The sequence below is a fragment of the Streptomyces sp. NPDC099050 genome (assembly GCF_044759865.1).
Lineage (GTDB): Bacteria > Actinomycetota > Actinomycetes > Streptomycetales > Streptomycetaceae > Streptomyces.
Map to the genome: position 1 here is coordinate 231,974 of NZ_JBIWAE010000005.1, position 25,424 is coordinate 257,397.

Consider the following 25,424-nt stretch of genomic DNA (forward strand, 5'->3'; position numbering starts at 1 on the left):
GTTGGGATTTCAGCTCATAACTGTCGTTGGACGTGATGGGTGGGTTCCTCGACGCTCCCCCTATGACCACCACCACGCCGGCCCGCACGACAGCGAGGACGGCCGCCCTCGTCAGTGAGATCCGTACGGTCGTGGACCGGGGACTGGCCCCCGACCTGACCGCCTACCTGGTCGGTGAACGCCTCGCCCCGCATCTGGGAATGCCCGGTCTGCTCACCGCCGGGCAGCGCGAGGGGCACGCCGACCGGTACCGGCAGCACGTCCTGCACGCGGAGCCGGACGGGAGCTTCTCCGTGGTGGCCCTGGTGTGGCTGCCGGGCCAGGAGACGGCCATCCACGACCACGTCTCGTGGTGCGTGGCCGGGGTGCACGAGGGCGAGGAGAGCGAGCTCCGCTATCGCCTCGTTCCCGCCACGGCCACCTCCGGAGCCCGGCTGGTGGCGACCGAGCACGTGGTCAACGGCCCCGGCGACGTCTGCGGGTTCGCCCCGCCCGGCGACATCCACAAGGTCCGCAACTCCTGTCGCACGAAGGCGATATCCCTGCACGTCTACGGCGCGGACGTCGTACGCCTGGGCAGCAGTGTCCGCCGCGTCTACACACTGCCGACCGACTGATGGCCATCCTCAACCGCCCCGTGCGCGGAGCGGGATCCACGGTGCCGGTCGATGTTTCACGTGAAACAACGTCATCGTGGCCCGGGTTGGGCCTCGCGGCGGCCGGAGTCCTGGTCGCCTGGTCGGTGCACCGGTTGGTGCCCTGGGCGCCGATGCTCACGGTGGCGGTGGTGCTCGGCATCGCCGCGGCTCACCTGCCCGGCCTACGGGGCTTCGTACGGGGCCCCGCGCGCCCGGGACTCTCCCTGGCCGGGCGTCGCCTGATGCGGATCGGCATCGTCCTGCTGGGCCTGGCGCTGGGGCTGGACGAGGTGCTCGGGCTGGGCTGGGCCACCGTGGCCATGGTGGCCGGGGTGGTGGCGGCGACCTTCCTCGGCACCCTCTGGCTCGGCTGGCGGCTCGGACTCCCCGGAGACCAGCCGTTGCTGATCGCCACCGGGTACTCGATCTGCGGAGCCTCGGCGATCGGGGCCGTCAGCCAGGTGTCGGGCAGCGACGAGGAGGACGTGGCCTCCTCGGTGGCCCTGGTCACCCTGTGCGGGACCCTCGCCATCGCCGTACTCCCGCTCCTCCAGTCCCCCCTCGGCCTCTCCGACCCGGACTTCGGCCGCTGGGTGGGCGCGAGCGTCCACGACGTCGGCCAGGTGGTGGCGACCGCCCAGACGGCCGGCCCCGGCGCCCTCGGTGAAGCGGTGCTGGTCAAGCTGATGCGCGTGGCGCTACTGGCCCCGCTGGTCGCGGCGGTGGCCTTCTCGGTACGGGCCCGCCGGCGCGGAGCACGCACGTCCTCGGGGCGCCGACCGGCTCCGGTACCGCTGTTCGTGGCCGGTTTCCTCGCGGCGGCCGCGCTGCGCGCCACCGGGACACTGCCCGACGTAGCGCTGGAAGGGGCGCACACGGCACAGGAACTGCTGCTGGCCGCAGCCCTGTTCGGCCTGGGCAGCGCGGTCCACCTGCCCACCCTGTCCCGTACCGGCGGCCGGGCGGCCCTCCTGGGCCTGGCGGCCTGGGTGGTCGTGGCCGGAGCCTCGTATGCGGGTGTCCTGCTCACCACCTGACGGCAGCACGCCCCCACGACGATCACCCCGCCCCCGGAATCCCCAGCGCCGCCCACCCCCACCGCCCGGTACTCTGTACCCGCCAGGTGGGTTGCCCGAGCGGCCTAAGGGAACGGTCTTGAAAACCGTCGTGGCAGCGATGTCACCGTGGGTTCAAATCCCACACCCACCGCCAGGTCAGAGAAGTAGCAGGTCAGAGGGCGGGTACCCGAATCGGGTGCCCGCCCTCTCCGCTTGGTTCCTCAGTCCCTGGCCAGGGCGGTCGCGGTGGCCAGGGCGAAGCCCTCGGGGTTGTCGAGCATGATGTTGTGCCCGCAGTCCGGGATGGGGACGACCGCCACTCCGGCCGCCTCCAGGGCAGCGGTCCCGGGCAGGCCGCCGTCCTCGGCGGGGAACAGGTAGCTGCGCGGGATCGTCAGCCGCAACAGCAGCTCCCGCATCGTCGGCGTCGTGCCCGCCGCCAGGTGGACGGCGCTGCGGTGCAGGGCGACACGGCCCGCCAGCCGCATCGTGGACCACCAGTGCGCGCCGACCCGGTCGCGCACCTCGGCCCAGCCGCCGGCCAGGAACTCCTGCTCGGTGTAGGTGGCGAGCCCGCTGCTGCCCGCGACGGCGGGGTCGGGCGGGGTCGGGTCCAGGTTGGCGTCGACCAGCACCAGCCGGGATACGAGGTGGGGGTGCCGGTCGGCCAGCACGATGGCGACGGCGCCGCCCATGCTGTGCGCGATCAGTTCGGCGGCGCCGGTGCCGGCCTGCTCCAGCACGGCGGCGAGAGCGTCGGCATGCGCCTCCAGCGTGTACGAGAAGTCCTCGGGCCGGTCGCTGTGCCCGTGCCCCAGCAGGTCGATCAGCAGGGACCGCCGCCCGGCGAGCAGCGGATGGACGGCGCTCGCCGCGAAGTACGCGGGCGAGGTGGATCCCAGCCCGTGCAGGTAGATCCGCGCCGGGCCGCCCCCGGGCAACTCCACCCAGCGGATCCGGTCACCGCTCGCTGTGACGACGGCACTTCGCATCCCGAACTCCCCTAAGTCGATGTGGATCACGAGCGTAGTGGCTCCGCTTCACCCGCGATCCGTGGAGTCAGCCGAACCAGACGACCAGGCGGACGCCCTCGTCCCCGTGCAGGCCGGCCAGGGTCCGCATGACGGACCAGACGGCGCCCAAGTCGCTCTCGGGCACGGCGTCCCGGCGGCGGAGCAGGCCGACGCGGAAGAGACGGTCGCCGTCGGGCCACTCCATACCTTTCGGGTGGGTGCGGCCGGCACGGTAGAGGGCTTGGGGATCGGTGACGCCGGAGAGCTCGGCGAAGCGGCTGAGGCTGGTGTTCCTGCCGTGCAGCTCCCAGACTCCGCCGGCGTCGCGACGGTACTCGTGGACGTAGGTGTCTGTCCCCATGGCGGGATTCTGCTCGGTGGGGCGGGATCGGGCGAGTGCTTTGCGGTGTACCCACCGGATCCGAGGTGGGTCAGTAGTCCTTGAGGGTGATGGAGTTCGCGACCTTCTGGATGGGCTCCATGACCTTGTTCACCATCCGCTCCTTGCCCGGCAGGAGGTCCAGGAGGGAGAGGAGGGTCAGCTGGATGGAGATCTGGCGCTTGGTCCGCATGACCATGTGCTTGATGTTCGAGGGGCCGAGCTTCTGGTTCTCCTCCGCGAACCGGCGCATCTCGCGTTCGTACGCGGCGAAGCCGGTCCTGTGGTCGCCGCCGGCCGCGGCGAGCTCGCCCGCCAGGACGTAGGCACCGACCAGGGCCAGGATCGTGCCCTCTCCGGAGGCGGGCGAGGCGCAGTACGCGGCGTCGCCGACCAGGACGGTGCGGCCCTTCGACCAGTGGTCCAGGTGGGCCTGGCTGAGGGAGTCGAAGTAGAAGTCCGGGGCCCGGTCCAGCGCCGCGAGGAGCCGGGGCACCTCCCAGGACCCGCCCGCGTACGCCTCCGCGAGCAGCTTCTTCTGCTGGGCGACGTCGTGGCGGTCGTTCGCCAGCGGCTCCGAGGCGAAGAGAGGAGCCGCCCTGGACGTCGGTCCGCTGGGCGCGGACCGTGTCGAGGACCCCGGCACGGGAGACCACGTCGAGCGCGGCACCCCGGATGTCGATCTTGTAGCCGCACTCCCGGAGGGCGGCTGGCGCGCTCGACGACGGTCGGCCGGAAACCGTTGTGGCGCAGCCAGTGGGCCAAGGCGGTGCCCGCGATGCCTGCACCGGATATCAGTACGTCTCGGTTCTGCATGGAGACCCGGTCCCCCCGACCATGAGGTGAAGCTCCGCCGCGCCGTCGATGGAGCCTGCTGGCGGGCTGAGTTGATGTCAACAATCGTCTTGTGAAGGGGAGATGGCGGTCCTCTGGAGGGAGTCCGGCCCGGGTTCGCGGGTGGGCCCGCGGGGGGATGCGCGGGGGTGGCCAAGGGGCGGGAATTATGCGATTAGCCCCTTTGAGTGGTGTTTGTCGGAAGATCGGCGCGCGTCGTGGAGGCGTTCCGGTTGCGCCCGCATCATGACGAATGTATTCAGATCCACCCGTCGGAACATCGCGAAAAGAGGGACCCGTCATGGCTCACCGCAGCACCATCACGTCGATCTGGACCACTGTCCTCGCGGCCCTCGTGGCCGTCCTCGCCTCCTTCGGCTTCGGCGCCAAGGTCGCCCAGGCCGCCGCCACCCCGCTCTCCTCCTTCCCCGCCGCCGCCCCCGCGGCCGTCACGGTGAACCGGCCGGCCTTCATGGCCCGGCGGACCTGGAGGGCGATGATGCGTGGTGGTTCGCTCCCGCCCACCATCAAGCAGCGCATCCGCGCCGAAGCCCATGGCAAGACCCCGTCCGTCCGCCGCTCCACCACCGCCCTGGCCGCCGGCTCCGGATCCGAGTCCGCGTGTGGAGCGGACGAAAGCGTCCGTAGCGCCACGCTCGCCGCGGCGGTCCGCGTCGGAGCCGCCCGCCGGGAGATGGCGCTCGCCGCGTAGTGCGCGGCACGGAGCGCTCGTACCGAGCAGACGCGGGATCCGCTGACCGCTGCAACCACAGGAACCGCTGGAACCGTTGACCGCGGAGTTCGTTGATCGCAGGACGCAGGACGCAGGACGCAGGACGCAGGACGCAGGACGCAGGACGCAGGACGCAGGACGCAGAGCCCAGAACCCGTTACCGCAGGACGCAGTGCGCGCAGGTGTGAGCAGTAGGGCCCAGTGCGCGGCGCCCCGTACGCACGACACGGCAGCACCCAGTACGCGCACCCGACCTGGTCATCAGGACCGCAGGTACGCCGCAGCGCGCAGGAGCACCGCAGGAGCACCACAGGAGAGGCGTAGAAGTACGCGAGAGAAGCGCGCAGAAGCACGCAGAAGCGCAGCGCAACCCAGCACGGGCGCTGGAGCCCGGTCGGTCGGTGTGTGCAGGCCGCGACCGCGGATCGCGCCGTGAAGGTGCCCCGGAGCGGGGCACAGGGGGAAGGCCCCGGCGAGCGCCGGGGGCGTGCAGGGGGCGTGAAGCTTGGCAGCGCAGGGCCGCAGGCCCGGGAGACGGTGGGGTTCCCGGACGGCGCGGCCCTTTTTGGCATGTCCGGGGCCGACCGGTTTGGCGGAACGGTTCGCCCCTTGCCCGGCATGGGTTTCAGCGGGTCTGGAGGCGCTGACCTGGGACGTCTGAGGCGCGAATGGGGTTTATCCGATGTTGGTCATGCTTGCGGGGGAATCGAGGGCTCCGGGGTGGTTCGCCGGGGATTCGGTGGGCAACTCTGGTCTCGCGACGTCGTCACCACACGGAACGACCGAGGCGGTCGGCCAACTGCCTTGGAGTAAACCCCACTTCGGTTTTCTGGAGGATACAGACATGGCAAGCATCCGTACCGCCCGCGTCATCGCCGCCGTCGCCGCTCTCCCCCTCGCCGTCGCCCTCTTCGGCGGGGTGGCATCGGCCGACAACGGCTCCTTCGCGAACGACGGATCGAATGCGAGCGTCGCCAGCATCATCGGCAGCGGCGTGGGTGGCAACAACCACGGCAACTCCTCCACCTCGCAGCAGGTGGCCACCGGATCCGGCGCGTCCAACCAGAACAACACCGCGCAGGTCAACGGCTCGGCCTTCACCGCGATCGAACAGCACAACTCCAACGTCGCCGTGAACTTCTACCCCTGGTGGTAGCCGCGGCCTGAGTCGCACCGACTGCTGAGGGCGCCCGCGCGACCGGACCGGCTGGGGTCCGGTAGTGCGGGCGCCCCCGCGCGTTTTACGTGCTCCCTCACAGCGCCCCGGCCTTGACATCCACCTGGAATCTGACGGACAGTCAGGTCCACTTGATGATGTGATGCCGGGAGGCCAGCGCCGTGCACCTCGCCCCGACCGAAGGCCAGTTGCGGCTCCGCTCCGAGCTGCGGGAGTACTTCGGAAACCTGCTGCCGGACGGGGTGCCCGAGGACCCCGCCGAGCAGCGCGCACTACTGCGCCGGATAGGCGCCGACGGACTGCTCGGGCTCGGCTGGCCCGTCGAGTACGGAGGCCAGGGCCGCGGCCCGGACGAGCAGTTCGTGTTCTTCGACGAGGCCTACCGGGCGGGCGCACCCGTCTCCATGGTCACCCTCAACACCGTCGGCCCGACCCTGATGAAGTACGGGACGCAGGAGCAGAAGGATTTCTTCCTGCCCCGGATCCTCAAGGGCGAACTCGTCTTCGCCATAGGCTACTCCGAGCCCGAGGCGGGCACCGACCTCGCTTCCCTGCGCACGAGGGCCGTCCGCGACGACGAGGGCTGGCTGATCGACGGCCAGAAGATCTTCACTTCCAACGCCCAGAACGCCGACTGGATCTGGCTCGCCTGCCGCACCGACCCGGAAGCCCCGAAGCACAAGGGCATCTCCATCATCCTGGTGCCCACCGACGCCCCGGGCTTCGCGTGGACCCCGATCGACACGGTCGGCGGCCTGACCACGACCGCCACGTACTACGACTCCATCCGCGTGCCGGCCGGCAACCTCGTCGGCCCCGAGCACGGCGGCTGGGGCCTGATCACCAACCAGCTCAACCACGAACGCGTCGCCCTCGCCGCCATCGGCATGCAGGCCGAGGACTTCTACCAGGGCGCGCTCGACCACGCCCGCACGCCCGACCCGGTCACCGGCGAGCGTCCCGCCGACCGCCCCTGGGTGCAGTCGCGGCTCGCGGAGGCCCACGCGCGCCTCGCCGCCGTACGCCTGCTCAACTGGCGCCTCGTCCAGGACGTCGGCTCCGGCACCCTGGCGCCGGGCGACGCGAGCGGCGTGAAGTTCCTGGGCACCGAGTCCACCGTCGAGGTGTACCGGATCTGCCAGGAGGTGGTGGGTGAGGAGGCGCTCATCCGGGGATCCGGATCCGGCCCCGAGGTCTTCGCGGGCGGCGAGCTGGAGCGGATGAACAGGGCCGCCCAGATCAACACCTTCGGGGGCGGCGTCAGCGAGGTCCAACGGGAGATCGTCGCCATGATGCGGCTCGGCATGAAGGGAAGGAAGCGATGACCGCCAGGTCCGCCACCGACGCCGCCGCGGAAGCGGCGGCACCATCGGAAGGGACGGAAGCAGCGCGCTTCCACGCCCTCCTCGCGTCCTTCGAAGGGCAGCCCGCCGCCACCGCGGGCCAGGGCAAGGATCCCGTCAACGAGCCGATGATCCGCCACTGGTGCGAGGCGATGGGCGACGCCAACCCCACCTACACCGGGCCGGACGCCATCGCCCCGCCCACGATGCTCCAGGCATGGACGATGGGCGGACTCTCCGGCCACACCGGCCGCTCCTCGGCTTACGACGACCTCCTCGCGCTGCTCGACGGCGCGGGCTGCACCTCCGTCGTCGCCACCGACTGCGAGCAGGAGTACCTGCGGCCGCTGCGCCCCGGCGACGCGATCACCTTCGACGCCGTGATCGAGTCGGTGTCGCCGCGCAAGACGACCAAACTGGGCACCGGCCACTTCGTGACCACGCGCATGGACGTCCGCGCGAACGGCGAACCCGCCGGGACCCACCGCTTCCGGATCCTCAAGTACGTCCCGGCGGCGACGAAGGCAGCCGAGCCGACGAAGGCAGCCGAGCCGACGAAGACAGCCGAGCCGACGAAGACAGCCGAGCCGACAAAGACAGCCGAGCCGACAAAGACAGCGGAGCCGAAGAAGGCAGCCGAGCCGACGAACCCCGCCCGGCAGGCCAACCCCGCCAAGCCCGCCCAGCGCCCCCGCCCCGTGATCAACCGCGACAACCAGGGCTTCTGGGACGGCGTCCGCGAGCACAAGCTCCTGGTCCAGCGCTGCACCGCCTGCGCGACGCTCCGTTTCCCCTGGCTCCCCGGCTGCAACACCTGCGGCAGCCCGGACTGGGACACCGTCGAGGCGTCCGGCGCCGGCACGGTGTTCTCGTACGTGGTCATGCACCACCCGCCCTTCCCCGCCTTCGACCCGCCCTACGCGGTGGCCCTCGTCGAACTCGCCGAAGGGGTCCGCATGGTCAGCAACATCACCGGCGTCCCGTACGACAAGGTCCGCATCGGGCTGCCCGTGCGCCTGGAGTTCCTGCGCGTGGACGAGGAACTGGAACTGCCCGTCTTCCGGGGGAGCGAGGCCTGATGGACTTCCACCCCACCGAGGAACAGGCCGCCGCGGCGGGACTCGCCGCCCAGATCTTCGGCGACCTCGCCACCCACGACCGCCTCGGCGCCGCGGGCACCGGCAGCGACGCCGAGCTGTGGAAGGCCCTCACCACCGCCGGACTGGCCGCCGCCGTCGAGGACGTCGGCCTGCTCGGCCTGGTGCTCCTGCTGGAGGAACAGGGCCGCACGACGGCGCAGGTCCCGTACGCCGTCACGTGCGTGTACGGGATCCTCGCCCTGGCCCGGCACGGCACCGACGAGCAGCGTGCCCGGCTGCTCCCGGCGCTGGGCTCCGGCGACGCGGTCGCCACCGGGGCCTTCCCGAACCGCGGCCGGATCACGGCCTCGCCGGACGGCCGGCTCACCGGCACCGCCCCCGCCGTGCCCTGGCTGCGCGAGGCCACGCACGTCCTGGTCCCGGACCGGACGGGAGCCCTGTGGCTCGTACGGACTGACGCCCCCGGGGTGGGTACGGAGCCGGTGGAGACCACCGCCCCCTGGTCGGCCGGAGCCCTGACGCTGACCGGCGCCGAGGCCGAGCGGGTCGGCGCGGAGGGCTCCTACGCGGACGTACTGGCCGTCGCCCGGACCGCCTTCGCCGGACTCCAGGCGGGCGTCTGCGCGGGCTCACTGGCCCGCGCGGTGGAGTACACCTGCACCCGCGAGCAGTTCGGCCGGCCGCTCTCCACCAACCAGGCGGTCATGCTCCGCGCGGCCGACGCCTACATGGACACCGAGGCGATACGGGTCACCGCGTACGAGGCGGCCTGGCGCGTGGACGAGGGCTTGCCGGCGGGGGAGCACGCGCTGACGGCGGCCTGGTGGGCCTCGGAAGCGGGCAAACGGGTCGTCCACGCGGGCCAGCACCTGCACGGCGGGATGGGAGCCGACCTCGACCATCCCGTCCACCGGCACTTCCTGTGGGGACGCCAGCTGGACGCCTACCTGGGCTGCGGCAGCGAACTGCTGGCCGAGCTGGGCGCGGTCCTGTCCGAAGGCACGCCCGCGTACACGCCCGCATACACGCCCGAAGGGGACGACGCATGAACACCGGAGCCGTGAACACCGGGGCCGTGAACACCGGAGCCGTGAGCATCGGCGACATACTGCCGCCGCTGGAGATACCGGTCACCCGCACCCTGATCGTCGCGGGCGCGATCGCGTCCCGCGACTACCAGGACGTGCACCACGACGCGGAGCTCGCGCGGGAGAAGGGCTCCCCGGACATCTTCATGAACATCCTGACGACCAACGGCCTGGTCGGCCGGTACATCACCGACCACCTCGGCCCGCGCGCGGTCCTGCGCAAGGTCGCGATCCGCCTCGGTGCCCCGAACCACCCCGGCGACACCATGACGCTGACCGGCACCGTCACCGCCCTCGACGGGGACACGGCCGAGATCCGCGTGGTCGGCGCCAACGGCATCGGCCACCACGTCACGGGCACCGTCACCGTCACCCTCGCCGCCCCGGAGGGCACCGCATGAGCGTCCGCACCCGTGACCAGCTCGGCGGCCGCGCCGCCATCGCCGGCATCGGCGCGACCGAGTTCTCCAAGGACTCCGGCCGCAGTGAGCTCAAGCTGGCCGTCGAAGCCGTGCACGCGGCCCTCGACGACGCCGGGCTCACCCCCGCCGACGTGGACGGCATGGTCACCTTCACCATGGACACGAGCCCCGAGATCACCGTCGCCCAGGCGGCCGGGATCGGTGACCTCTCCTTCTTCTCCCGCATCCACTACGGCGGCGGCGCCGCCTGCGCCACCGTCCAGCAGGCCGCCCTCGCCGTGGCCACCGGGGTCGCGGAGATCGTGGTCTGCTACCGCGCCTTCAACGAACGCTCCGGCCGCCGCTTCGGTTCCGGAGTCCAGCAGCGCGAACCCTCGGCGGAGGGCGCGGCGCTCGGCTGGTCGCTGCCCTGGGGGCTGCTCACCCCCGCCTCCTGGGTGGCCATGACGGCCCAGCGCTACCTGCACGCCTACAACCTGACCCCGGAGGCGTTCGGCCACGTCGCGGTCACCGACCGCCGGCACGCCGCGAACAATCCGGCCGCCTACTTCTACGGCAAGCCCATCACCCTCGCCGACCACGCGGCCTCGCGCTGGATCGTCGAGCCGCTGCGGCTGCTCGACTGCTGCCAGGAGACGGACGGTGGCCAGGCCATCATCGTCACCACCGCCGAACGGGCCCGTGACCTGCGGCAGAAACCCGCCGTGATCACGGCGGCGGCCCAGGGCGCGGGCCGGCGGCAGGAGGCCATGTCCTCCTTCTACCGGGACGGCCTCACCGGGCTCCCCGAGATGGACGTGGTCGCCCGCCAGCTGTGGCGGACCAGTGGACTGCGGCCCTCGGACATCGACGTCGGCATCCTCTACGACCACTTCACGCCGTTCGTGCTGATGCAGCTGGAGGAGTTCGGCTTCTGCGCACCGGGAGAGGCGGCCGATTTCGTGGCCGCCGACGCGCTGCCGCTCAACACCCACGGGGGCCAGCTCGGGGAGGCGTACCTGCACGGCATGAACGGCATCGCCGAGGCGGTCCGCCAGCTGCGCGGCACCTCCGTCAACCAGGTCTCCGGCGCCGCCCACGCCCTTGTCACAGCCGGTACCGGCGTCCCGACCTCCGGCCTGATCCTGGGCGCGGACGGCTGACGCCTTCCGCCGTTCCCCTCCGGGTGGAAGCCCCGCCTCCTCCACCTTCAGGAGGTGGGGCGGGCCCCGCCCCTACAACCTGAGGGGGATCCCGCTTCGGCACTTGCGGCCGATCCGGTGGGGCCGCGCCGCTCCTAGCGTGGAGGCATGACCACGCCTGTGTGCACGCTCGCCTCGAATCCGACGCCGTACCCGTCGTTCTCGGCGTACGTCCGGACCCGCGGCACGGTCCTGATGCGCACCGCGCGCTCGCTCACCGCCAACCCCTGCGATGCCGAGGACCTCCTCCAGACGGCGCTGGCCAAGACCTACGTCGCGTGGGACCGCATCGAGGACCACCGGGCCCTGGACGGGTACGTCCGCCGGGCCCTGGTCAACACCCGCACCAGCCAGTGGCGCAAGCGCAAGGTCGACGAGTTCGTCTGCGACGAGCTTCCCGAGGCCGCCGAGCCGCCGGCCGCCGACCCCGCCGAGGCGCAGGCGCTGCGCGACGCGATGTGGCGCGCGGTGACCCGACTGCCGGACCGGCAGCGGGCGATGGTCGTCCTGCGCTATTACGAAGACCTGAGCGAGGCCCAGACCGCCGAACTGCTCGGCGTCTCGGTGGGCACCGTCAAGAGCGCCGTCTCCCGGGCGCTGGTCAAGCTCCGCGAGGACCCTGAGCTGGCTCCCGTCCGCTGAGCCAAGCCCCCGGTCCGACCCCTGCCCAGCCCTGCCCCCTCCCCACTCCGCCCCCTCCCGGCCGATGTTTCACGTGAAACAACGCCGCGTTTCTACTCTTGGGTAGTGACATGCCGACCGGTACGTGCGCAGAATCGCAGCATCCGTAGCCGCCGCAGCGCCGCAGCGCTCACCGGGAGGACGCTTTGCTGAGCACCATGCAGGACGTACCACTCCTCGTCACCCGCATACTGCAGCACGGGATGACGATCCACGGGAAGTCCCAGGTGACGACCTGGACCGGGGAGGCCGAGCCGCACCGACGCAGCTTCGCCGAGATCGGGACCCGTGCCACGCGCCTGGCCAACGCCCTGCGCGACGAGCTGGGCGTCCGGCAGGACGACCGCGTCGCGACCCTGATGTGCAACACCAGTTCTAAAACACTCGCGGCGTGACCTGCGGAAACGCGCGGCGGAGGTAGCGGCAACACGGCCCCGGCACCTGTTTAGGTGCCGGGGCCGTGTCCGTCACGGGTGCTCCTGTGTCACTGGGCTGGTGAGGGGCAGGCCGGCGGCGAGTCGTCGGCGTACTGGTGGCGCTTCGGGCGGGGGCAGGCGATGAGGGCCCGCGAGACGCACTCCTGGCCCGGGGGGTACCAGTTCCACACCACGTCCTTCCCGCTCTCCTCCATGAGTCGTTCGCGCGCGTATTCGAGTCTCTGGGCAACGGGGAAGCTATCGGCGTCCAGTGGGGGGTACTGCGCCAGCGCCTTGCCCAACCATGTGACGGCGTCCTCGATGTCGGTGAACGTGGTCTCGACGTGCTGGGGGGAACGGCGTAGCCAGTCCTCGACCAGGAAGGGCGGGTAGTTGCTGGGGGCGTCTCCCTTGCGTACTTGCCCGTCCAAGTAGGCGCGTCCCGTGTAGGCGTAGGCGTGCCAGTGCTGCGTCACGTGGTGCTCCTTGCACAGCGGTGGATCAGGGGCGGAGAGCGGCGGTCTGGACGTACTTAACCGCGTCGTCCGTGTCCATGAGCAGCACCGACCCGAGGAGGTATTGCCGTGCCTGCTCGACGGCTTCGCGGGTGTCACCCATCAGGGTGTTCGGGGACAGTTCGGCCCGCATCTGCGGGTCGATTAGGGCGCGTTGGACGAGGTCTTCTACGAGCTGTTGCATGACCCACTGGTGAGTGCGTTCTTTGAAGGCCACGGTGAGGTGGAGGGAAGTTTCGTTGCCTACGGTGTACGGGGAGTGGACGAATCCGCGGGGAAGCCAGAGGACATCTCCGGGGCTGAGCGTGTAGCTCAGTTCGGGCGGGGTGTTGGCCAGGTACTCGCGCTGCTCGGGGGTGAACCCGGTCAGGTGGAAGGAGCCGTGTTCCTGGACGGGGTTCTCCACGAAGGGGCGGTGGCAGGGCCATGTCTTGCGGCCGGCGAGCTGTACGACGAGGGTCACGTACGGGTCGAAGTGGTATTTGAGGCCCTGGCATCCGGGGGGCGTGAGGTAGGCGTTCACGTGGACACCGAAGGCGGTCTCGCGGCGCAGGTTCTCGTGTAGCCGGGCGATGGCGGGTTTCATCTGCTCCAGCTCGCGGAGGGAGATGGAACCGCCGTTGGCGATGTGGTCGCGCACCGCGCCGCGCCGGGGCATGCCGGGGTCTGCCGGGTCGTGGTACTCCCACTTCTCGGACACCCTGCCGTCCTTGATGAGGACGACATTGCGCATTGAGAGGCATTCGGAGTCGATCAGGATGTCGAGCTCCTCCAGCGTGAGGAGGTCCCGGAACGTGGTGGGGTCACGCTCGAACAGGCGGGGTTCGCGTGGCCAGGCGGTTAAGACCTCCACCGGGTTGCCGATCAACGTACTCAGGGACATGTGCCGCTCCTCATCTCCGTGTCACCGAGGGGGGGCACCCCGGGTGTCCCGGGGTGCCCCTAACTACTCCGCGCGGTGGTCTAGCCGTTCTTGGCCAGCCACTCGCGGGCGAAGCCGGTGATTTCCGCGCGGGACATGCGCAGCTCCTGGCCCTGGCCCTCGGGCTTGGAGTCGCGGAGCGCGTAGCCGCCACCGACCAGGTCGGAGACGGTGATGCAGCTCTCCATGGAGTCGGAGCCGTTGTCACCTCCGCTGCAAAGGGCGATGAAGGGGCCCTCGATGGCCTTCTCGTACAGGTTGCTGTTCGGCATGATTTCCTCCGGTGCATCTGCTGTGCGGAGAGGCGTTCTCCGCGTCGTCGTGCACTTGCTGACCCGCCCGGCCGCTCACCTGTCCTTCTTCACGGGGTTGGCAGAGTGGCCGGGCGGGGGTTGGCTCCACCCCTGCCGGAAGGGGTTGGCTCGGCAGGGATGGAAGTCAGGCGCGCTGAACGGTGTCCGGGTCGGCGTGCCATTCGCGGCCCCCGCTCTCCGGACACAGGAAGGCGGTGGGGCGCTTGTAGCGGGCGGTGGGGTGCGCGGCAGGGTCTTCCCACGCGAGGTCCACAGCGCGGAGAATCCCGACGCGTCCGTACGCGTCTGTAACGAGGTGGCCTACGTCCTCGGCGGTGATCATCGGGAGCCGTCCGGGTGGACGCACTGCACGTGCCAGTAGGCGACGACGGCCGGCCCGTCCGGCCTGCCGAGCATTCCCCGTCGAGCGGGCCGGCCCCACGCGATCGCCGTGCAGCACGAGGGGCACACCTCGCGCTTCTCGGGATATGTGACGTACTCGAAGACGTCCTCTGCAACCTCTTGCGCCATCGCCCACCGTCCGTTGCCGTCTCACTGGGGTGTGTGTGAATGACGCTAGGGAGTCGGCCCGGCCGGGGTCCAAGGAGTCCTACGGAGTTCTACGAGGTCACTCCAACGCGCGGGAGGCTGAAGCAATCAGGGCTTCCGCCTTCGGTCCGAAGACGGCCAGTTTCCTGAACTCGGCGAAGGCTTGCAGGTACTGCCGGATCTCCGAGGGGGCCGTGACATTGATCTGCGCGGTCAGCGTCTCCACCTGGGCTTGTTCCTCGTCATAGATCGAAAACGTCTCCAACATCCACATGCGCCGCGCGGCTGAGAACGGGATCACGCCGATGGAAACGGTCGGCAGATACATGATCGACCGGAGATGGTCTAGCTGAGCTGCCATCACTTCCGATCCGGCGATGCGGTGATGGAGGACCGTCTCCTCCAGAAGGAACACGAACCGGTGCGCGCCTTGGCGGAGGATGCGGGAGCGCGCTACGCGGGCTCCGACTGCGTCAGACACGTCGTCGGGTGCGGCGCGGAAGGCCGCGATGGATCCGAGTAGGGCGCGGGCGTACGCGGGTGTCTGGCAGAGCCCGGGGACAACGTTGGAGCAGTAGACGCGAAACGTCTCGGTGCGGTCAAAGAGAGGCACGTAGGACTCTTGCAGGTGCCTAAGGCCGGTCCTCTGGAGCCGTTTCCAGTCGACGTACATGCTCTCTGCCGAGCGGGAGGCCGCTATCAGGTCAGCGGCCACCCCGTCGACTCCACATGCTCGACACCAGGCCCGAACGTCTTCGTCCGAGGGTGGTGTTACTGCGTTCTCCAGCCGAGAGACCTTGGACTTGTACCAACCGGTCCGCTCGGCGACGGCCTTGGCTGAGAGGCCGGCGTCCTGGCGGATCTCTCGCAAGCGGTTCGCGACGGCCTGGCGGGCCGTCTGGGCGCTCGATGATGGTGAGGTGGGCATGGTGCGGGCGTGTCCGTCAGACCTGGTACTCCGCGTGGGGAATGGCGCGGTCCCAGACGGCTTCGAAGGCGTCCGCACACAGCTTGGCGACGCTGGGCTCGTCGGTCACCTCATCGCCGAGATAGGCGCCTTCCCCGGAGAAGTGCCCGAAGCGGACTAGGCGCCCGTCGAAGACCCAGAAGTCGTTGCCGGGCAAGGCCAGGTCGGACGCCTGCCGTCGCGGTAGCCAGCGAATGTCCTCACCCGCCGCGACGTTGGTGAACGTGCCGTCGTACAGGTAGCGCGTGTAGTCGCTGACAGGCTCGGAGATGATCCGGGCGCGGCGGATAAGTACGCCACGGCTCACGGTCTCCGCGACCATGTCGAGCCACGGCCGCCACCAGGTGGACCGGTCATCGGGGTTTGGCCTGTATCCGGCCTTCCAAGCGGCCACGCGCGGTGCTTCATCGGGGTCGTCGTAGTGGTCGCGCATCTCCAGGTGCACGGCCGACTGTCGGCAGCCTGCCAGAAGCTCACTGAACGGTGGTGCGCTCTGCCGCATCGCAGGCCTTTCGAATCGCATCGATCATGCGGAAGGGGATCCGCACGACCCCTTCGCTGTCTGGGATAGGGCCGGTCTTGAGGCAGTCGGCGAGCATTTCGTCGTCCGGATTCCACCCCTGAAAGACAATCTCTTGTTGCTCCCCGTGTACCCATACGGTCGGGCAGTTCGCGCCGTCAGTGTTGGGGTCTTTCGCGATGAACTCTAGAGCCATGGCACGCCTCCGGTACGGGTTGGTTCCATGCGGTTCTACGAACGATCCCCGTGGGCGGTGGGGGTGGTCAAGAGGTGGTTCACGCCGAAGGGCGTTCGGGAAACGAGAAAGGCGCCCCCTGCTCGGCCATGTGGCCGAGCAGGGGGCGGTGTCGTTCAGCGGGCGGCTCCGGCCTGCCACAGGGTGAGCAGCAGACCGACGATGGCGACCAGGGCGGCGAGGGAGGGAAGGGGCCAGCGGGACCGTTCGAGGGTGTCGAGGCGGGCTTCGTGGTCGGCGAGCTGCCGGTCGGTCTGCTCGCCGCGCTGTACGAGCAGGGCGAGGCTTCCGTCGACGCGGGCGAAACCCGTCTCCATCGTGCCGCGTAGCCGTTCGAGCTCGACGGCCACGGCGGCCGGCTCGGAGGGGGTAGGGCTGGTCACGAGATGTCGGGGCCCTTCGCGTCGTCGACCAGGCCAAGGCCGGCGCGGTCGAGCAGGGCCTCGACGGCGGGCAGCGCCATGACGCGGGCGAGGCCACCGGCGACGGCGAGGGCGCCTATTACCCAAGGCAGGGTCTCGGGGATGCCGGACGCGGCGACGATCGCAGGGAGGGCGAGGGCGAACGCTGCGGCGGTCTGGAGGACGGTGCGGACGGACCGCTTGCTTGTGGGGGTCATGTGGGGGAGCTCCTTTGGTACAGGGGGTGTTCAGGCGGTGACGGTGAATCCGCGGCGCCCCGCGAGGGTGTCGAGGCTGGCGCGGCCGGGGATGCCGTCGGCGGCGGCCCCGGAGTAGCCGCACCGGCCCTGCCACCGGGCGTAGGCGGCGCGGGTGGCGGTACCGAAGTGCCCGTCCACCAGGTCGCGGGCGAGCAGGCCCTCGGCGGCGAGGGCAGCCTCGACGATCCGGGCGCCCGGGTAACTGACCGGGGCTCCGGCCTTGGGCGGGTCCTGACGGGCCGCGCTGATCAGCTTGGACAGGGACACGGCCTTGGGGGCCGGGACCGGGGCGGGCTTGCTCGGGGCCGGCTGGTCGTCGGCCAGGAGCTCGGCGACGCGGGCCCGGATCTTGTCCATGGTGAGCGCGGGCCCGCCCTCGTGGCCGATCGGGCCGCGGGGGTCGACCTTGCCGGGCTGCCACTCGGAGTGGCCGATCACGGACTCGGCGGCCCAGCCGTGGGCGCGGCAGATACCTGCGGCGGCGCGGGCTATCGCCTCGACCTGCGCCTCGGGCCACGGGTCGTGGCCGTCGCCGAGGTTGATGCACTCGAAGCCATAGAAGTGGCGGTTCCCATCGACCGTGGCCTCGTTGTCGGCGGGCAGGGGGGACCGCTCGTCGATTACGGCGTCGAGGACGTCGTCGTCTCCGCTCCCTGCGTGGTTGGTACGCCCGTACCCGATGAGGTGGACCGTGCCGGCCTTGTCGATGACGCCATGGCAGAGCGGGCCGGGTAGGGCGTTGTATCCGGTGCGGCACAGGGCGACGCTGTGGGCGGTGCCGGTGCTGACGGTGTGGTGGATCATCACGCCGTGCACGGGCCCCCAAGGGCCCTTGTGGTTGCGGTTGTGGGTACGCCAAGCGCCCACCTCCACTACGTCGACACCGTTCCCTGTGAGGGCGGTAAGGAGGCGAGCGGCGGACAGGGGTGCGGTCATGGTGGCTCCAGACATGAAAAAACGCCCCTCGGCGCGGTGCGCGGGGCGTGCGGGAAGACGGCTCGGTCAGGCGGTGAGGATCGGCAGAATGACGCTCGTGATGTGCGCGTAGCCGCTGTTGGAGGGGTGGACATGGTCGTGCCCGGCGGGCCCCGGGTTGGTGGGGTCGCCCCAGTAGCCCAGGGAGTCCCAATAGGTCCACGAGTTGCGGCCCAGGGCCCACATGTCGATGAGCGCGGCGCCGTAGGTGTGGGCCAGCCCACGGGCCGTGGCGCCGTAGTCCTGGTAGATCACGTTGGTGGTGTGATGGCCGATGTGGGGAAGCATGATCAGGAGATCGGTGGAGCCGTCCTGGGCGTCGCGGACGGCCTGCATGTAGCGGGCGATGTTCGCGGCCCACGTGGCGGCGGGCACGTTCTGGTCGGCGTCGTTGGGGCCGGCGGTGTAGATGATCAGATCCGCCGGATAGTCGGCGCCGCCGTTCCACGTCGCGGTCAGCGCCGTGGGGGCCGGGTCCGCGTACATCGCCGAAGTGGCGCCCGCGCGCGCGAGGTTGTCCACGACTATGCCCGTCGTGTTTTCACCGGAGACCCCGCACACGGAGAGGAACTCGTTTGCGTTGCTGGTGGTGCCTGCCCAGGTGAGCGTGACGGTGTGCTGCCCGGAGGCGAGTCCGGTGATCGTGGTCGTCTGGATGTCGGGTGTGGTCGCTCCGCTGTCGGCCACGGCGACGGGTGCGCCGCCGTCGATGCGGTAGGTGAACGCGGCCCTGGTCCCGGTCGGCGGGGGGCCCGTCACGGTGAAGATCTTCACCGTGGATCCGGTGACCTTGTAGGTGATCGCCGAGTTGGTGATCTCCGCGTACACGTAGCTGATGCCGGGGCCGATCCGCAGGGACCCAAGGCGCCACGTCCCGGTTTCCTCCGCGATGCATCCGTTGGCGGTCCAAACGGCGAGGGTGGCGGCGTTGCTGATGGCGGACGGTGTCCGCGAGGACGGGAAGAACCCACTACCGCCGTCGCCGTACTGAGCCTGGAGGGCGGTACGGACGCCACCGACCCACCCGCCGGAGTGCAGGTTCGAGGCGTACCAGCCCTGCGAGGAGGAGCCGCCTACGACCGCGATGCGGGCCTTTCCGCCGTTGGCGGCGGCATTGCGTGCGGGGCGCCACCTCTGCCCCCAGCCGGCGGGCACGTAGATACCTCGGTCGCCGCGCGCAGCGCCGAGGTTGGCGGCGGTCAGGACCACGTCCGGGCCCGCCTTGCCGTTGACGGTGTCTACGGAACCTGCCGGCCCCACAGGCCCGACCGGGCCGGGTACCGGCACCCAATTGGGCGTGGTGGGGTCTGCGGGGGCGATATCGGCGATGTCCACAACGGGCACCGCGCGGGGCAGGAGCACCTGATAGGAACGGTTGGGTGACACGCCCGTGAGCTGCTCAGTGACCGTGTAGCTCCAGCCGGACGGGTTCATGCCGGGGGCGTCGGTGGCGGGCAGGTCGACGGAGAAGGTGCCGTCCTGGGCGAGGGGCACGGGCACGGGGCCGGCGAGGAGTACGTCAGCGGCGGCGATGGTGATCAGAGCCGGCGCGCGGAAGACGACCTGACCCCGAAGCGGGGTCCCGTCGAGGGTGAGGCACTTCCCGACAACGGTCACGGTGGGTATGGAGGGGGGCAGCATGCGGGCCTTCCGGGGTTAGGCGGAGCCGACGCCGTACAGGTAGCGAGTCATCGCGTAGACCGGGCCAGGGCCGGTGGTGACGCGGGCCTGCAAGGTGAGCGTGGCGTCCATGTCATAGAGGTAGCTGGGCACGTCGCCGATACCGGCGAGCGGCTGGCCGTCCGCACCCGTGATGACGGGCGTTTCGTTGACGCAGATACGGAGCTGGCCGGGGCCGGATAGAGATGCGGATGCGCGGATGCGCGGATGCTGAATCAGAGCGCGCGAGCGCTGCAACGTCGTCCAGGCCGAGTCACTGGTCTGTGGCCAGGCGGTGACGCTCTCTGCGGTCGGCGTCGGGTAGGGCAGCCAGGGTTTGGACAGTCCGCCTGCGGTCACGTCCTCGACCAGGAGAGGGTTTCCCTTGGCGTCGGTGATACGAAGAACCTGTGGGGCGGCGGCGGTGTCACCGTTCCAGATGCTCAGCGCGGTGCTGCCGTCGCGGCGGCGGACTATGAGCCCGAACTCGGGTGTGCCGTACGTGGTGGGCAGCGCGCCGAGCGTGAGGTGTTCTGTGCCGTCGGGGGCCCGGACGAGGAGCTTTCCGCCGTCGCCGATCGTGACGGTGCCGCCGGTGATCTCGTTCATGGCGGGGCGCATCTGTGTCCGCCCCGACAGTTGGTGTACCTGCCTCTCCAGTTGCTTGATCCGGTCGAGGAGGTCGAGGGGTACGCGCGTCATGCGGGGGGCTCCAGATACAGGGTGGCCGTCTCGGGCTGGTCGCGCGCGGGTGGGGTGATGGACAGCCCCACCACGCGGAATCGGGCGTCGAGGGTTTCGGGGTGCCACAGGTCCCGGATGCGGACGCGCACCGTCGTGCCGATCAGGGCGAGGGTGCTGACGTGGTCGAGGCGGATGGTGATTTCCGGGATGGTGACGGCCGTGAGCGCGGCGGCGGCGTCCGCGCGCGCGTGGGCGTCCAGCGTGGTCTGCTGGTCGGCGGTGGCGTAGTCGCTGGTTCCGTCGAGGCGGGGCCAGCCGGCCGCGATGTGGTCCGCGGCGACCTCCACCGGGGACATGAGAGGCACTGACGCCGAGGCCTGGTTGCCGTTGGTGGCGGCGCCGCGAGACTGCCAGGCCGTCGCCAACTGTGTGGCGTCCGCCGGCCAGGCGTAGGACACGATGTGGCCGGGGTGGTCCAGGACGACGTCGGCGGCGCCGGTCCGGATCACCGGATGCCCCAACTGGAGTTGCTTCGCGCGGAGTCCGGAGGCGCTGCGGTAGGAGGCGATGCGCCACTCGAAGCCGTTCTCTACCGCGGCGAGATCGTCGATCAGGTCGCCCACGCGGGCGTGGTCGTAGCGCAGGTAGGTGCGATCTCTAAGGACCCGGTGGCGGGTGTAGTCGTAGGTGATGCCGATGTCACCGCCGGGGGTCTGTTGCACGTAGTCGATGAGGTGGCGGACGATCTCGGCCTGGTCGACTTGGGCGGCGGTGTAGGTGTCGAACAGGGTCCGCCCGTAGAGGTAGGACTCCCACGCGCCGACCTGGATGCGTGCGGAGAGCATGCCGCGACTGTCGGAGGCGAGATGGTGAGTCCACAGGATGCCGCCCCAGATGATGTCTGCGCCGCGCTGCACCCACACAGCGGTGCGGCCGGGCAGAAGGGCGGCGCGGGCCCGGTCGGCGAGGGCCCGGTTCGGTATCGGGATCATCGCGGTCAGGCGGCCGGTTTTGCCGATGTAGTCGTCGAGGGTGACATCGCGCATGGGGAGTACGTCGATGAGCCGGTCGGTTCGCAGGTCGCAGAGAAGGACGCGGTACACCAGGGCCTACAGGACGTAGCAGGCGGAGATGACAATGGCGCGCCCGGCGGTCAGCAGGCCGCCGCCGGACCACGACCGCAGCAGGAACTGTCCGTCGGTCTGGACCTGCACCGCGCCGTGCCCGAAGCCGTCTGAGGCCTGCACTTCGGTAGCGGCCTGGGGGCGCCACCCGGTAGGGATCCGGCACATGAGCTCGTCGGCGAGCTGACCGTCAGGCGCAACCGGGATGTCGCTGCCGGTGCGCTGCACGGTCAGCGTGAACGAGCAGATGCCGGATTTGCGTCGGGCCGCGAAGGCGATCACGGCCCATCCTGTGGCGCTGGTGGTGCCCGTCGTCGTGGTCTCCACCGCCTCAGCGGGCGGGTACGCCTGCCACGCGGTGCCGCTCCAGCGTTCCAGCGCCGTACCAGTGTCGCGGTACTGGCCCGGATAGGTGCCGTCGAAGACCAGACCGAAGCCCCTCGGGATGATCCCGCCGTACGCGGACGTGTAGGAACGCCGATCGGTGAGCGCCGTCGACCAGTTCAGTCCGCCACTGCCAGCACTGGTACCTGCGGGCACGGTGATGAGCCACAGGCGGATAGCCCCTTCGGGGAGGGCGGCTGCTACCGGTGATGAGGCGGGTGTCCCGGGCAGGATCTCCAGGAGCGCTGCGGTCTGCCCGGAGGTGTCGTGTTGGCTGTCGTAGACGCGGAGGACGATCTGATCGATACGGGCGAACTGCGCGTGTCCCTCGGTGACGTTGAGGGTGACCGCGCTGGTGACGGCCACCGGGTACGCGCCCTGCGCCATGCTGCCCTGCACCACTGCCCGGCCGGTGCCGACCTGGACTTGCATGTTGCCGGCGCCGGTGGCGGCGAAAGGGTCCGTACCCGCTACCAGTCCTGCGCGGGTGGTGACGTTGCCGATGGGGGCCATGACGCCCAGCGGGGCAAGTCGAGTGTCCTGTCGCGTCTGTCCATCGGGCGATAGCCAAGCGCTTCGTACGGTCATGGGGGGCGTTTCCTACCAGTAGGCCGAGCGCCATCGCACGGTGGCGGACGCGCGGGGATCGGAAGTGCCGGACGTCGTCCGGAAGTGAAAATCTGAGGCGCCGGGCGGGAGGGTCCAGGACTGCTCCGGGGCACTGCGCGCGGTCACCGTGTACAGGCGCGATGCCGTCCCGTTGAGGAGGACGGTGCCCGCTGCGGTGTCAACGGTCAGGACGTCCTCGGCCGCGAGGCGCAGGTCGTACTCAAGAACCGCGCCGGTGGCCAAGTTCGTCAGGGACGGCGTAGTCACAGGGCCGTGAAACTCCACGGTCGGATGCGTGGGTGCGGTGCCGTCGTTATGGGCGCTGAGCGTTCCCGTGCTGCCGGGCGCCCCGAAGAACAGGGGCCACGTCAGAGGCCACTTCAGGCCCGGTTCGGGCTGAGGCAGTCGAGCTGTGGCACTCTGCTCCGCGAGTTCGTAGCGCCGTGGGTCGCTCGCTTCCCACTCCACCGCGCCACCGATGATCGTGCCGAGCCGGTAGCCGGTACCGACGGGGACCGCGCGGCGCACCACACGCGCCCACACCAACAGCGGCCCCCGTTCATCGAGCCACACCACAAGAGGTAGTTCCTCGCTGGTGACCGAGGTACCTGCGGCCAACTGGCCGACGACGTGGCCGACTTCGGCCCGGGGCGCCCGGATCACCATCCCGGAGATGCCCACCGTGCGGGTCTGAGCGAGGAGCGCGCCCGGGTAGGCGCCATGCCCGCCCGATCTCGCCACGGTGCCCGAATCCAGCGCGGGCAGCTCCTCCCACCCCGTTAGCTCCCGCCATCCGTAGCGGGTGTCGGCGCCAAGCAGAAGGGACCCGTACTGCACCTGCCCAGGGCGGGTGATCAGCGATCCGATATCCACGCTCACCCCCTTGCCTTGGCGAGCCAGTGAAGAGCGCGCGCGTTGTCGTCGGGGGTGCCTTGCTCGGCGGCGTGCCAGTGCTCGACGTGCACCAGGGCGCCGCCCCCGCCTGCCGACGCGGCAAACGGGTCACCGGCCGTGCCCGCGCCGCCCGCGCCCGCGAAGGCCTGGGAGAAGGACGGGACAGAGGGCGGAGTGACGAGGTTGCGCATGGTGCGATCCACCGCGCCGGCCCCGCCCTCGATGCCCTTGACCAGACCGGCGGGAATCCACCGGCCCACGTCGCGCGCCATGACCTTGGAAGGCGAGGCGATGCCCAGGGCTTTCGCGATGGGCCCGGGGATCAAGTTCTTGGCCCAGCCCGTCAAGGTGGACTTGAGCCAGGAGCCCATTCCCTGAATGCCGGTCCACAACCCGCGCACGACGTCGCGGCCCTGGTCGACGAGCAGGCCGCCCAAGTCGCCGATCGCGTCCGAGATGCGGCCCGGCAGGCCGCGCATCCAGTCGACTGCCTCGCCGGCCTTGCTGACGATCGAGTCGCGGAAGTCCCCCAGAGCCTCGACCGCGCGCTCGCGCATCCGGCCCGCGAACGGCGCGAGAGCGTCGGCGGCCCGGCCGGGCAGACTGGCGATCCAGCCGACAGCGGCGGAGATGCCGGCGCCGACCCATTCGCCGATCTTGGTTGAGATCCGGCCGATGAGTTCACCGGCCGCCTGTACGGCGCCCTTGGCGAGTTCCCAGGCCTTGCTGAAGTCGCCCTGTAGCAGCGCGACGATCGCGCCGATGATCGGGATGACAACCTGCTCGATGACCGCAGCCAAGCCGTTCGCGAACGTGGCCGCGAGCTTGCCGATCAGCTCGATCAGCGGAGTGATCAGCGGCATCAGGGCCGTAAGCGCACCGATCAGCAGTTGCCCGAGGGCGGGCAGCAGCGGAGCCAGCGCAACGAGGATCTGTCCGAAGGCCGCGCCGACCGTCGCGAGCGACGGAGCGAGCGCCGTGATCAGATCCGCGAGGATCGGCAGAATCGTTTCTGCGAGGTCCCCGAGGACCGCCGCGAAGGGGGTGACCAGGCCGGGCAGTTGGTCGAGGATCGGCGTCAGGGCCCCGGCCAGGGCCCCGACCAGGAGCATGACGACCGGGGCCGCCTGCGCGATGACGTCGCCGAGCGCCGCGAGGAGGGGCGTTACGGCAGGCAGGACGGAAGCGACGAGCTTGCCGATGACCGGCAGGATCGGCGCGACGGCGCCGATCAGGACCCCGAACGCGTCCGCTGCGGCGGCGAGGACCGGGCCGAGCGCGCCGACGATCGGCGCGAGGCCGTCGCCGAGGGCGGTCATGAGCCGCGCGAGCGGCGGGCCCAGGGAGGCCAGCGCGGGGGCGAGACTGTCGAGCAGGGTCTCAACCAGGGGGGCGAGTGCCCCCATGAGCGCGGACAGCACCGGCCCGCCCGCCTCCGCGAGCGTGCCAATGAACCCACCCAACGCGGGCAGGATGATCGACAGGCCCTCGAAAAGGCCGGTCAGTCCCTCGGCGGCGCCGGCCGCGCCCGCGCTTAGGCCGTCGAACAGGCCGGCGAGGCCGTCGCCGAGCAGGCCGAAGCCACCGGACAGGGCCTCGACGACCGGCTGTGCCGCCTGAACGACGTTGACCAGGCCGGGCAGCAGGTTTTCGACCAGCGACCCGAGGCCGCCCACGAGGGGCTGCACCATCGGCGCGACACCAGCGAAGAGTTCGCCGAGCCGGGGCGCGATGGCCTTGATCGTGCCCTCGATCTGGCCGGCTGCCTCGACGAACGGCTTGACGAGCGGCTGCGCGGCCTTCTGGACGGTGGCCTTGGCCGACTCGGCCATGTCCGAGAAAGCGGACTTGACCTGCTCGTTCTCGGCGAGCACCTTCGCGCCCAGGCCGATGATCGCCAGGGGGACGGCGGCGATGCCGCCCGCCGCGACCAGTGCCGAACCGGCGAGCAGCTTCGTCGAGGTGGCGGCGGCGCCGAGCAGCGGACCGATACCGGCCAGGCCCCGGCCTGCTTCCTCCGCGCCGCCCCCGATGCCTGCGCCGAGCGCACCGCCCATCGCCGCACCAGCGGCGATGAACCGGCCGTTCATGTCGCGCAAGCGGCCGTCGGCGTCCCGCTGGAACTGCTCCAGCGCGGATTCCGCCCGGTCGATCCCGCGCTGCGCCCCGGAGTCGTCGAGGTCGATAAAACCCGTGAGCTCGCCGATGGTGAGGGCCAAAATGCACCCCCTATCGACGCGCTAGGCGCGCTCCCTATTGAGTTTTTGAGCTGTGTTTTACTGCCCGGTTAGCCGGGCGATTTCGTCCGGGTCAGTCACCACGCGAGGCGTATTTCGCCATGTGGTCGCGAACCGGGATTCCGAGGGGAGT

Annotated in this window: 30 protein-coding genes, 1 tRNA gene and 2 pseudogenes; 12 read left to right on the forward strand and 21 right to left on the reverse strand. The window is 70.4% G+C overall.

The features are described from left to right. The first annotated feature begins 62 nt into the window (after positions 1-62). The 3 genes from ACIQV3_RS11225 to ACIQV3_RS11235 all read left to right on the forward strand — a co-directional run bounded on the left by ACIQV3_RS11225 (position 63) and on the right by ACIQV3_RS11235 (position 1,850). Positions 63-617 carry a cysteine dioxygenase gene (locus ACIQV3_RS11225; protein ID WP_403711997.1) on the forward strand — a complete coding sequence of 185 codons (555 nt, stop codon included), beginning with the start codon at positions 63-65 and terminating at the stop codon, positions 615-617. Then, a complete protein-coding gene (locus ACIQV3_RS11230; protein ID WP_403711999.1) occupies positions 617-1,675 on the forward strand; it encodes a YeiH family protein in 1,059 nt (352 codons plus the stop codon). Before ACIQV3_RS11225 ends, ACIQV3_RS11230 begins: the two co-directional genes overlap by 1 nt. A gap of 85 nt (positions 1,676-1,760) precedes the next feature. Further along, positions 1,761-1,850 (forward strand) — tRNA-Ser (locus tag ACIQV3_RS11235). Positions 1,851-1,917: 67 nt separating this feature from the next. Here the strand turns inward: ACIQV3_RS11235 and ACIQV3_RS11240 are convergent. The 4 genes and pseudogenes from ACIQV3_RS11240 to ACIQV3_RS11255 form a co-directional block, all read right to left on the reverse strand. Further along, complete coding sequence (locus tag ACIQV3_RS11240) at positions 1,918-2,688, reverse strand: alpha/beta fold hydrolase (RefSeq protein ID WP_403712001.1); 771 nt, start codon at positions 2,686-2,688, stop codon at positions 1,918-1,920. A gap of 67 nt (positions 2,689-2,755) precedes the next feature. Beyond that, positions 2,756-3,070 carry a hypothetical protein gene (locus tag ACIQV3_RS11245; RefSeq protein ID WP_403712003.1) on the reverse strand — a complete coding sequence of 105 codons (315 nt, stop codon included), beginning with the start codon at positions 3,068-3,070 and terminating at the stop codon, positions 2,756-2,758. Between the two features lie 70 nt (positions 3,071-3,140). Continuing rightward, positions 3,141-3,734 carry an FAD-dependent monooxygenase gene (locus ACIQV3_RS11250; RefSeq protein WP_403712005.1) on the reverse strand — a complete coding sequence of 198 codons (594 nt, stop codon included), beginning with the start codon at positions 3,732-3,734 and terminating at the stop codon, positions 3,141-3,143. 65 nt (positions 3,735-3,799) lie between these two features. Further along, positions 3,800-4,225: pseudogene (locus ACIQV3_RS11255) on the reverse strand (hypothetical protein); the annotation flags it as partial. Here ACIQV3_RS11255 and ACIQV3_RS11260 point away from each other — a divergent pair. The 9 genes and pseudogenes from ACIQV3_RS11260 to ACIQV3_RS11300 form a co-directional block, all read left to right on the forward strand. Next, on the forward strand, positions 4,224-4,634 hold the full coding sequence (locus ACIQV3_RS11260; protein ID WP_403712007.1) for a DUF6344 domain-containing protein: 411 nt from the start codon (positions 4,224-4,226) through the stop codon (positions 4,632-4,634). The pseudogene ACIQV3_RS11255 and the gene ACIQV3_RS11260 overlap by 2 nt on opposite strands. Positions 4,635-5,499: 865 nt before the next feature. Continuing rightward, entirely contained in the window at positions 5,500-5,811 is a 312-nt protein-coding gene (locus ACIQV3_RS11265; RefSeq protein WP_243331303.1) for a hypothetical protein, read from the forward strand. Positions 5,812-5,993: 182 nt separating this feature from the next. After that, on the forward strand, positions 5,994-7,157 hold the full coding sequence (locus ACIQV3_RS11270) for an acyl-CoA dehydrogenase family protein (RefSeq protein ID WP_403712010.1): 1,164 nt from the start codon (positions 5,994-5,996) through the stop codon (positions 7,155-7,157). Then, entirely contained in the window at positions 7,154-8,254 is a 1,101-nt protein-coding gene (locus ACIQV3_RS11275; protein ID WP_403712012.1) for an OB-fold domain-containing protein, read from the forward strand. The genes ACIQV3_RS11270 and ACIQV3_RS11275 overlap by 4 nt, the downstream gene beginning before the upstream one ends. Continuing rightward, entirely contained in the window at positions 8,254-9,324 is a 1,071-nt protein-coding gene (locus ACIQV3_RS11280) for an acyl-CoA dehydrogenase family protein (protein ID WP_403712014.1), read from the forward strand. The genes ACIQV3_RS11275 and ACIQV3_RS11280 overlap by 1 nt, the downstream gene beginning before the upstream one ends. Then, positions 9,321-9,764, forward strand: a complete 444-nt coding sequence (locus ACIQV3_RS11285) for a MaoC family dehydratase (RefSeq protein WP_403712016.1) — start codon at positions 9,321-9,323, stop codon at positions 9,762-9,764. The genes ACIQV3_RS11280 and ACIQV3_RS11285 overlap by 4 nt, the downstream gene beginning before the upstream one ends. Continuing rightward, the gene (locus ACIQV3_RS11290; protein WP_403712018.1) at positions 9,761-10,927 is read left to right on the forward strand and encodes a lipid-transfer protein; all 1,167 of its coding nucleotides are present in this window, start codon (positions 9,761-9,763) and stop codon (positions 10,925-10,927) included. The genes ACIQV3_RS11285 and ACIQV3_RS11290 overlap by 4 nt, the downstream gene beginning before the upstream one ends. A gap of 147 nt (positions 10,928-11,074) precedes the next feature. Then, positions 11,075-11,608: a SigE family RNA polymerase sigma factor gene (locus ACIQV3_RS11295; protein WP_389438589.1), complete on the forward strand. Its 534-nt coding sequence runs from the start codon at positions 11,075-11,077 to the stop codon at positions 11,606-11,608. 185 nt (positions 11,609-11,793) lie between these two features. Continuing rightward, positions 11,794-12,024, forward strand: a pseudogene (locus ACIQV3_RS11300) (fatty acid--CoA ligase); the annotation flags it as partial. A 107-nt stretch (positions 12,025-12,131) separates the two neighbouring features. Here ACIQV3_RS11300 and ACIQV3_RS11305 read toward each other — a convergent pair. From ACIQV3_RS11305 to ACIQV3_RS11385, 17 genes are all read right to left on the reverse strand, one after another. Further along, on the reverse strand, positions 12,132-12,539 hold the full coding sequence (locus tag ACIQV3_RS11305; RefSeq protein WP_403712020.1) for a hypothetical protein: 408 nt from the start codon (positions 12,537-12,539) through the stop codon (positions 12,132-12,134). A 25-nt stretch (positions 12,540-12,564) separates the two neighbouring features. After that, complete coding sequence (locus ACIQV3_RS11310) at positions 12,565-13,461, reverse strand: JmjC domain-containing protein (protein ID WP_403712022.1); 897 nt, start codon at positions 13,459-13,461, stop codon at positions 12,565-12,567. An 80-nt stretch (positions 13,462-13,541) separates the two neighbouring features. Then, complete coding sequence (locus tag ACIQV3_RS11315; RefSeq protein ID WP_403712024.1) at positions 13,542-13,772, reverse strand: DUF397 domain-containing protein; 231 nt, start codon at positions 13,770-13,772, stop codon at positions 13,542-13,544. Between the two features lie 166 nt (positions 13,773-13,938). Further along, the gene (locus ACIQV3_RS11320) at positions 13,939-14,067 is read right to left on the reverse strand and encodes a hypothetical protein (protein WP_403712026.1); all 129 of its coding nucleotides are present in this window, start codon (positions 14,065-14,067) and stop codon (positions 13,939-13,941) included. A 65-nt stretch (positions 14,068-14,132) separates the two neighbouring features. Further along, positions 14,133-14,324, reverse strand: coding sequence for a hypothetical protein (locus tag ACIQV3_RS11325; RefSeq protein WP_403712028.1), 192 nt, complete (start codon positions 14,322-14,324; stop codon positions 14,133-14,135). A gap of 97 nt (positions 14,325-14,421) precedes the next feature. Then, entirely contained in the window at positions 14,422-15,270 is an 849-nt protein-coding gene (locus ACIQV3_RS11330; protein WP_403712030.1) for a helix-turn-helix domain-containing protein, read from the reverse strand. A 16-nt stretch (positions 15,271-15,286) separates the two neighbouring features. Further along, complete coding sequence (locus ACIQV3_RS11335; RefSeq protein WP_403712032.1) at positions 15,287-15,811, reverse strand: DUF6879 family protein; 525 nt, start codon at positions 15,809-15,811, stop codon at positions 15,287-15,289. Further along, complete coding sequence (locus tag ACIQV3_RS11340; protein WP_403712034.1) at positions 15,783-16,025, reverse strand: hypothetical protein; 243 nt, start codon at positions 16,023-16,025, stop codon at positions 15,783-15,785. The genes ACIQV3_RS11335 and ACIQV3_RS11340 overlap by 29 nt, the downstream gene beginning before the upstream one ends. Before the next feature lie 155 nt (positions 16,026-16,180). Then, complete coding sequence (locus tag ACIQV3_RS11345) at positions 16,181-16,447, reverse strand: hypothetical protein (protein WP_403712035.1); 267 nt, start codon at positions 16,445-16,447, stop codon at positions 16,181-16,183. Next, a complete protein-coding gene (locus tag ACIQV3_RS11350; RefSeq protein WP_403712037.1) occupies positions 16,444-16,683 on the reverse strand; it encodes a hypothetical protein in 240 nt (79 codons plus the stop codon). The genes ACIQV3_RS11345 and ACIQV3_RS11350 overlap by 4 nt, the downstream gene beginning before the upstream one ends. 30 nt (positions 16,684-16,713) lie before the next feature. Then, entirely contained in the window at positions 16,714-17,661 is a 948-nt protein-coding gene (locus ACIQV3_RS11355) for an N-acetylmuramoyl-L-alanine amidase (protein ID WP_403712039.1), read from the reverse strand. Between the two features lie 66 nt (positions 17,662-17,727). Further along, complete coding sequence (locus tag ACIQV3_RS11360; RefSeq protein WP_403712041.1) at positions 17,728-19,317, reverse strand: GDSL-type esterase/lipase family protein; 1,590 nt, start codon at positions 19,315-19,317, stop codon at positions 17,728-17,730. Between the two features lie 39 nt (positions 19,318-19,356). Continuing rightward, positions 19,357-20,061, reverse strand: a complete 705-nt coding sequence (locus ACIQV3_RS11365) for a hypothetical protein (RefSeq protein ID WP_403712043.1) — start codon at positions 20,059-20,061, stop codon at positions 19,357-19,359. Then, a complete protein-coding gene (locus ACIQV3_RS11370) occupies positions 20,058-21,146 on the reverse strand; it encodes a hypothetical protein (RefSeq protein ID WP_403712045.1) in 1,089 nt (362 codons plus the stop codon). The genes ACIQV3_RS11365 and ACIQV3_RS11370 overlap by 4 nt, the downstream gene beginning before the upstream one ends. A gap of 6 nt (positions 21,147-21,152) precedes the next feature. After that, on the reverse strand, positions 21,153-22,064 hold the full coding sequence (locus ACIQV3_RS11375; protein WP_403712047.1) for a hypothetical protein: 912 nt from the start codon (positions 22,062-22,064) through the stop codon (positions 21,153-21,155). Between the two features lie 87 nt (positions 22,065-22,151). Then, positions 22,152-23,033 (reverse strand): phage distal tail protein, encoded by an 882-nt coding sequence (locus ACIQV3_RS11380; RefSeq protein WP_403712049.1) that lies wholly within the window; start codon positions 23,031-23,033, stop codon positions 22,152-22,154. A gap of 2 nt (positions 23,034-23,035) precedes the next feature. Continuing rightward, positions 23,036-25,273, reverse strand: a complete 2,238-nt coding sequence (locus ACIQV3_RS11385) for a hypothetical protein (protein ID WP_403712051.1) — start codon at positions 25,271-25,273, stop codon at positions 23,036-23,038. Positions 25,274-25,424 lie beyond the last annotated feature (151 nt).

Bases quoted from the DNA above. Each gene is read 5' to 3' on its own strand.
- ACIQV3_RS11280 (WP_403712014.1), top strand. From the start codon at position 8,254: ATGGACTTCCACCCCACCGAGGAACAGGCCGCCGCGGCGGGACTCGCC.
- ACIQV3_RS11260 (WP_403712007.1), top strand. From the start codon at position 4,224: ATGGCTCACCGCAGCACCATCACGTCGATCTGGACCACTGTCCTCGCG.
- ACIQV3_RS11325 (WP_403712028.1), bottom strand. From the start codon at position 14,324: ATGGCGCAAGAGGTTGCAGAGGACGTCTTCGAGTACGTCACATATCCC.
- ACIQV3_RS11340 (WP_403712034.1), bottom strand. From the start codon at position 16,025: ATGGCTCTAGAGTTCATCGCGAAAGACCCCAACACTGACGGCGCGAAC.
- ACIQV3_RS11330 (WP_403712030.1), bottom strand. From the start codon at position 15,270: ATGCCCACCTCACCATCATCGAGCGCCCAGACGGCCCGCCAGGCCGTC.
- ACIQV3_RS11355 (WP_403712039.1), bottom strand. From the start codon at position 17,661: ATGACCGCACCCCTGTCCGCCGCTCGCCTCCTTACCGCCCTCACAGGG.
- ACIQV3_RS11245 (WP_403712003.1), bottom strand. From the start codon at position 3,070: ATGGGGACAGACACCTACGTCCACGAGTACCGTCGCGACGCCGGCGGA.
- ACIQV3_RS11275 (WP_403712012.1), top strand. From the start codon at position 7,154: ATGACCGCCAGGTCCGCCACCGACGCCGCCGCGGAAGCGGCGGCACCA.
- ACIQV3_RS11265 (WP_243331303.1), top strand. From the start codon at position 5,500: ATGGCAAGCATCCGTACCGCCCGCGTCATCGCCGCCGTCGCCGCTCTC.
- ACIQV3_RS11375 (WP_403712047.1), bottom strand. From the start codon at position 22,064: ATGGCCCCCATCGGCAACGTCACCACCCGCGCAGGACTGGTAGCGGGT.
- ACIQV3_RS11230 (WP_403711999.1), top strand. From the start codon at position 617: ATGGCCATCCTCAACCGCCCCGTGCGCGGAGCGGGATCCACGGTGCCG.
- ACIQV3_RS11225 (WP_403711997.1), top strand. From the start codon at position 63: ATGACCACCACCACGCCGGCCCGCACGACAGCGAGGACGGCCGCCCTC.
- ACIQV3_RS11365 (WP_403712043.1), bottom strand. From the start codon at position 20,061: ATGACGCGCGTACCCCTCGACCTCCTCGACCGGATCAAGCAACTGGAG.
- ACIQV3_RS11335 (WP_403712032.1), bottom strand. From the start codon at position 15,811: ATGCGGCAGAGCGCACCACCGTTCAGTGAGCTTCTGGCAGGCTGCCGA.
- ACIQV3_RS11290 (WP_403712018.1), top strand. From the start codon at position 9,761: ATGAGCGTCCGCACCCGTGACCAGCTCGGCGGCCGCGCCGCCATCGCC.
- ACIQV3_RS11285 (WP_403712016.1), top strand. From the start codon at position 9,321: ATGAACACCGGAGCCGTGAACACCGGGGCCGTGAACACCGGAGCCGTG.
- ACIQV3_RS11315 (WP_403712024.1), bottom strand. From the start codon at position 13,772: ATGCCGAACAGCAACCTGTACGAGAAGGCCATCGAGGGCCCCTTCATC.
- ACIQV3_RS11295 (WP_389438589.1), top strand. From the start codon at position 11,075: ATGACCACGCCTGTGTGCACGCTCGCCTCGAATCCGACGCCGTACCCG.
- ACIQV3_RS11350 (WP_403712037.1), bottom strand. From the start codon at position 16,683: ATGACCCCCACAAGCAAGCGGTCCGTCCGCACCGTCCTCCAGACCGCC.
- ACIQV3_RS11240 (WP_403712001.1), bottom strand. From the start codon at position 2,688: ATGCGAAGTGCCGTCGTCACAGCGAGCGGTGACCGGATCCGCTGGGTG.
- ACIQV3_RS11310 (WP_403712022.1), bottom strand. From the start codon at position 13,461: ATGTCCCTGAGTACGTTGATCGGCAACCCGGTGGAGGTCTTAACCGCC.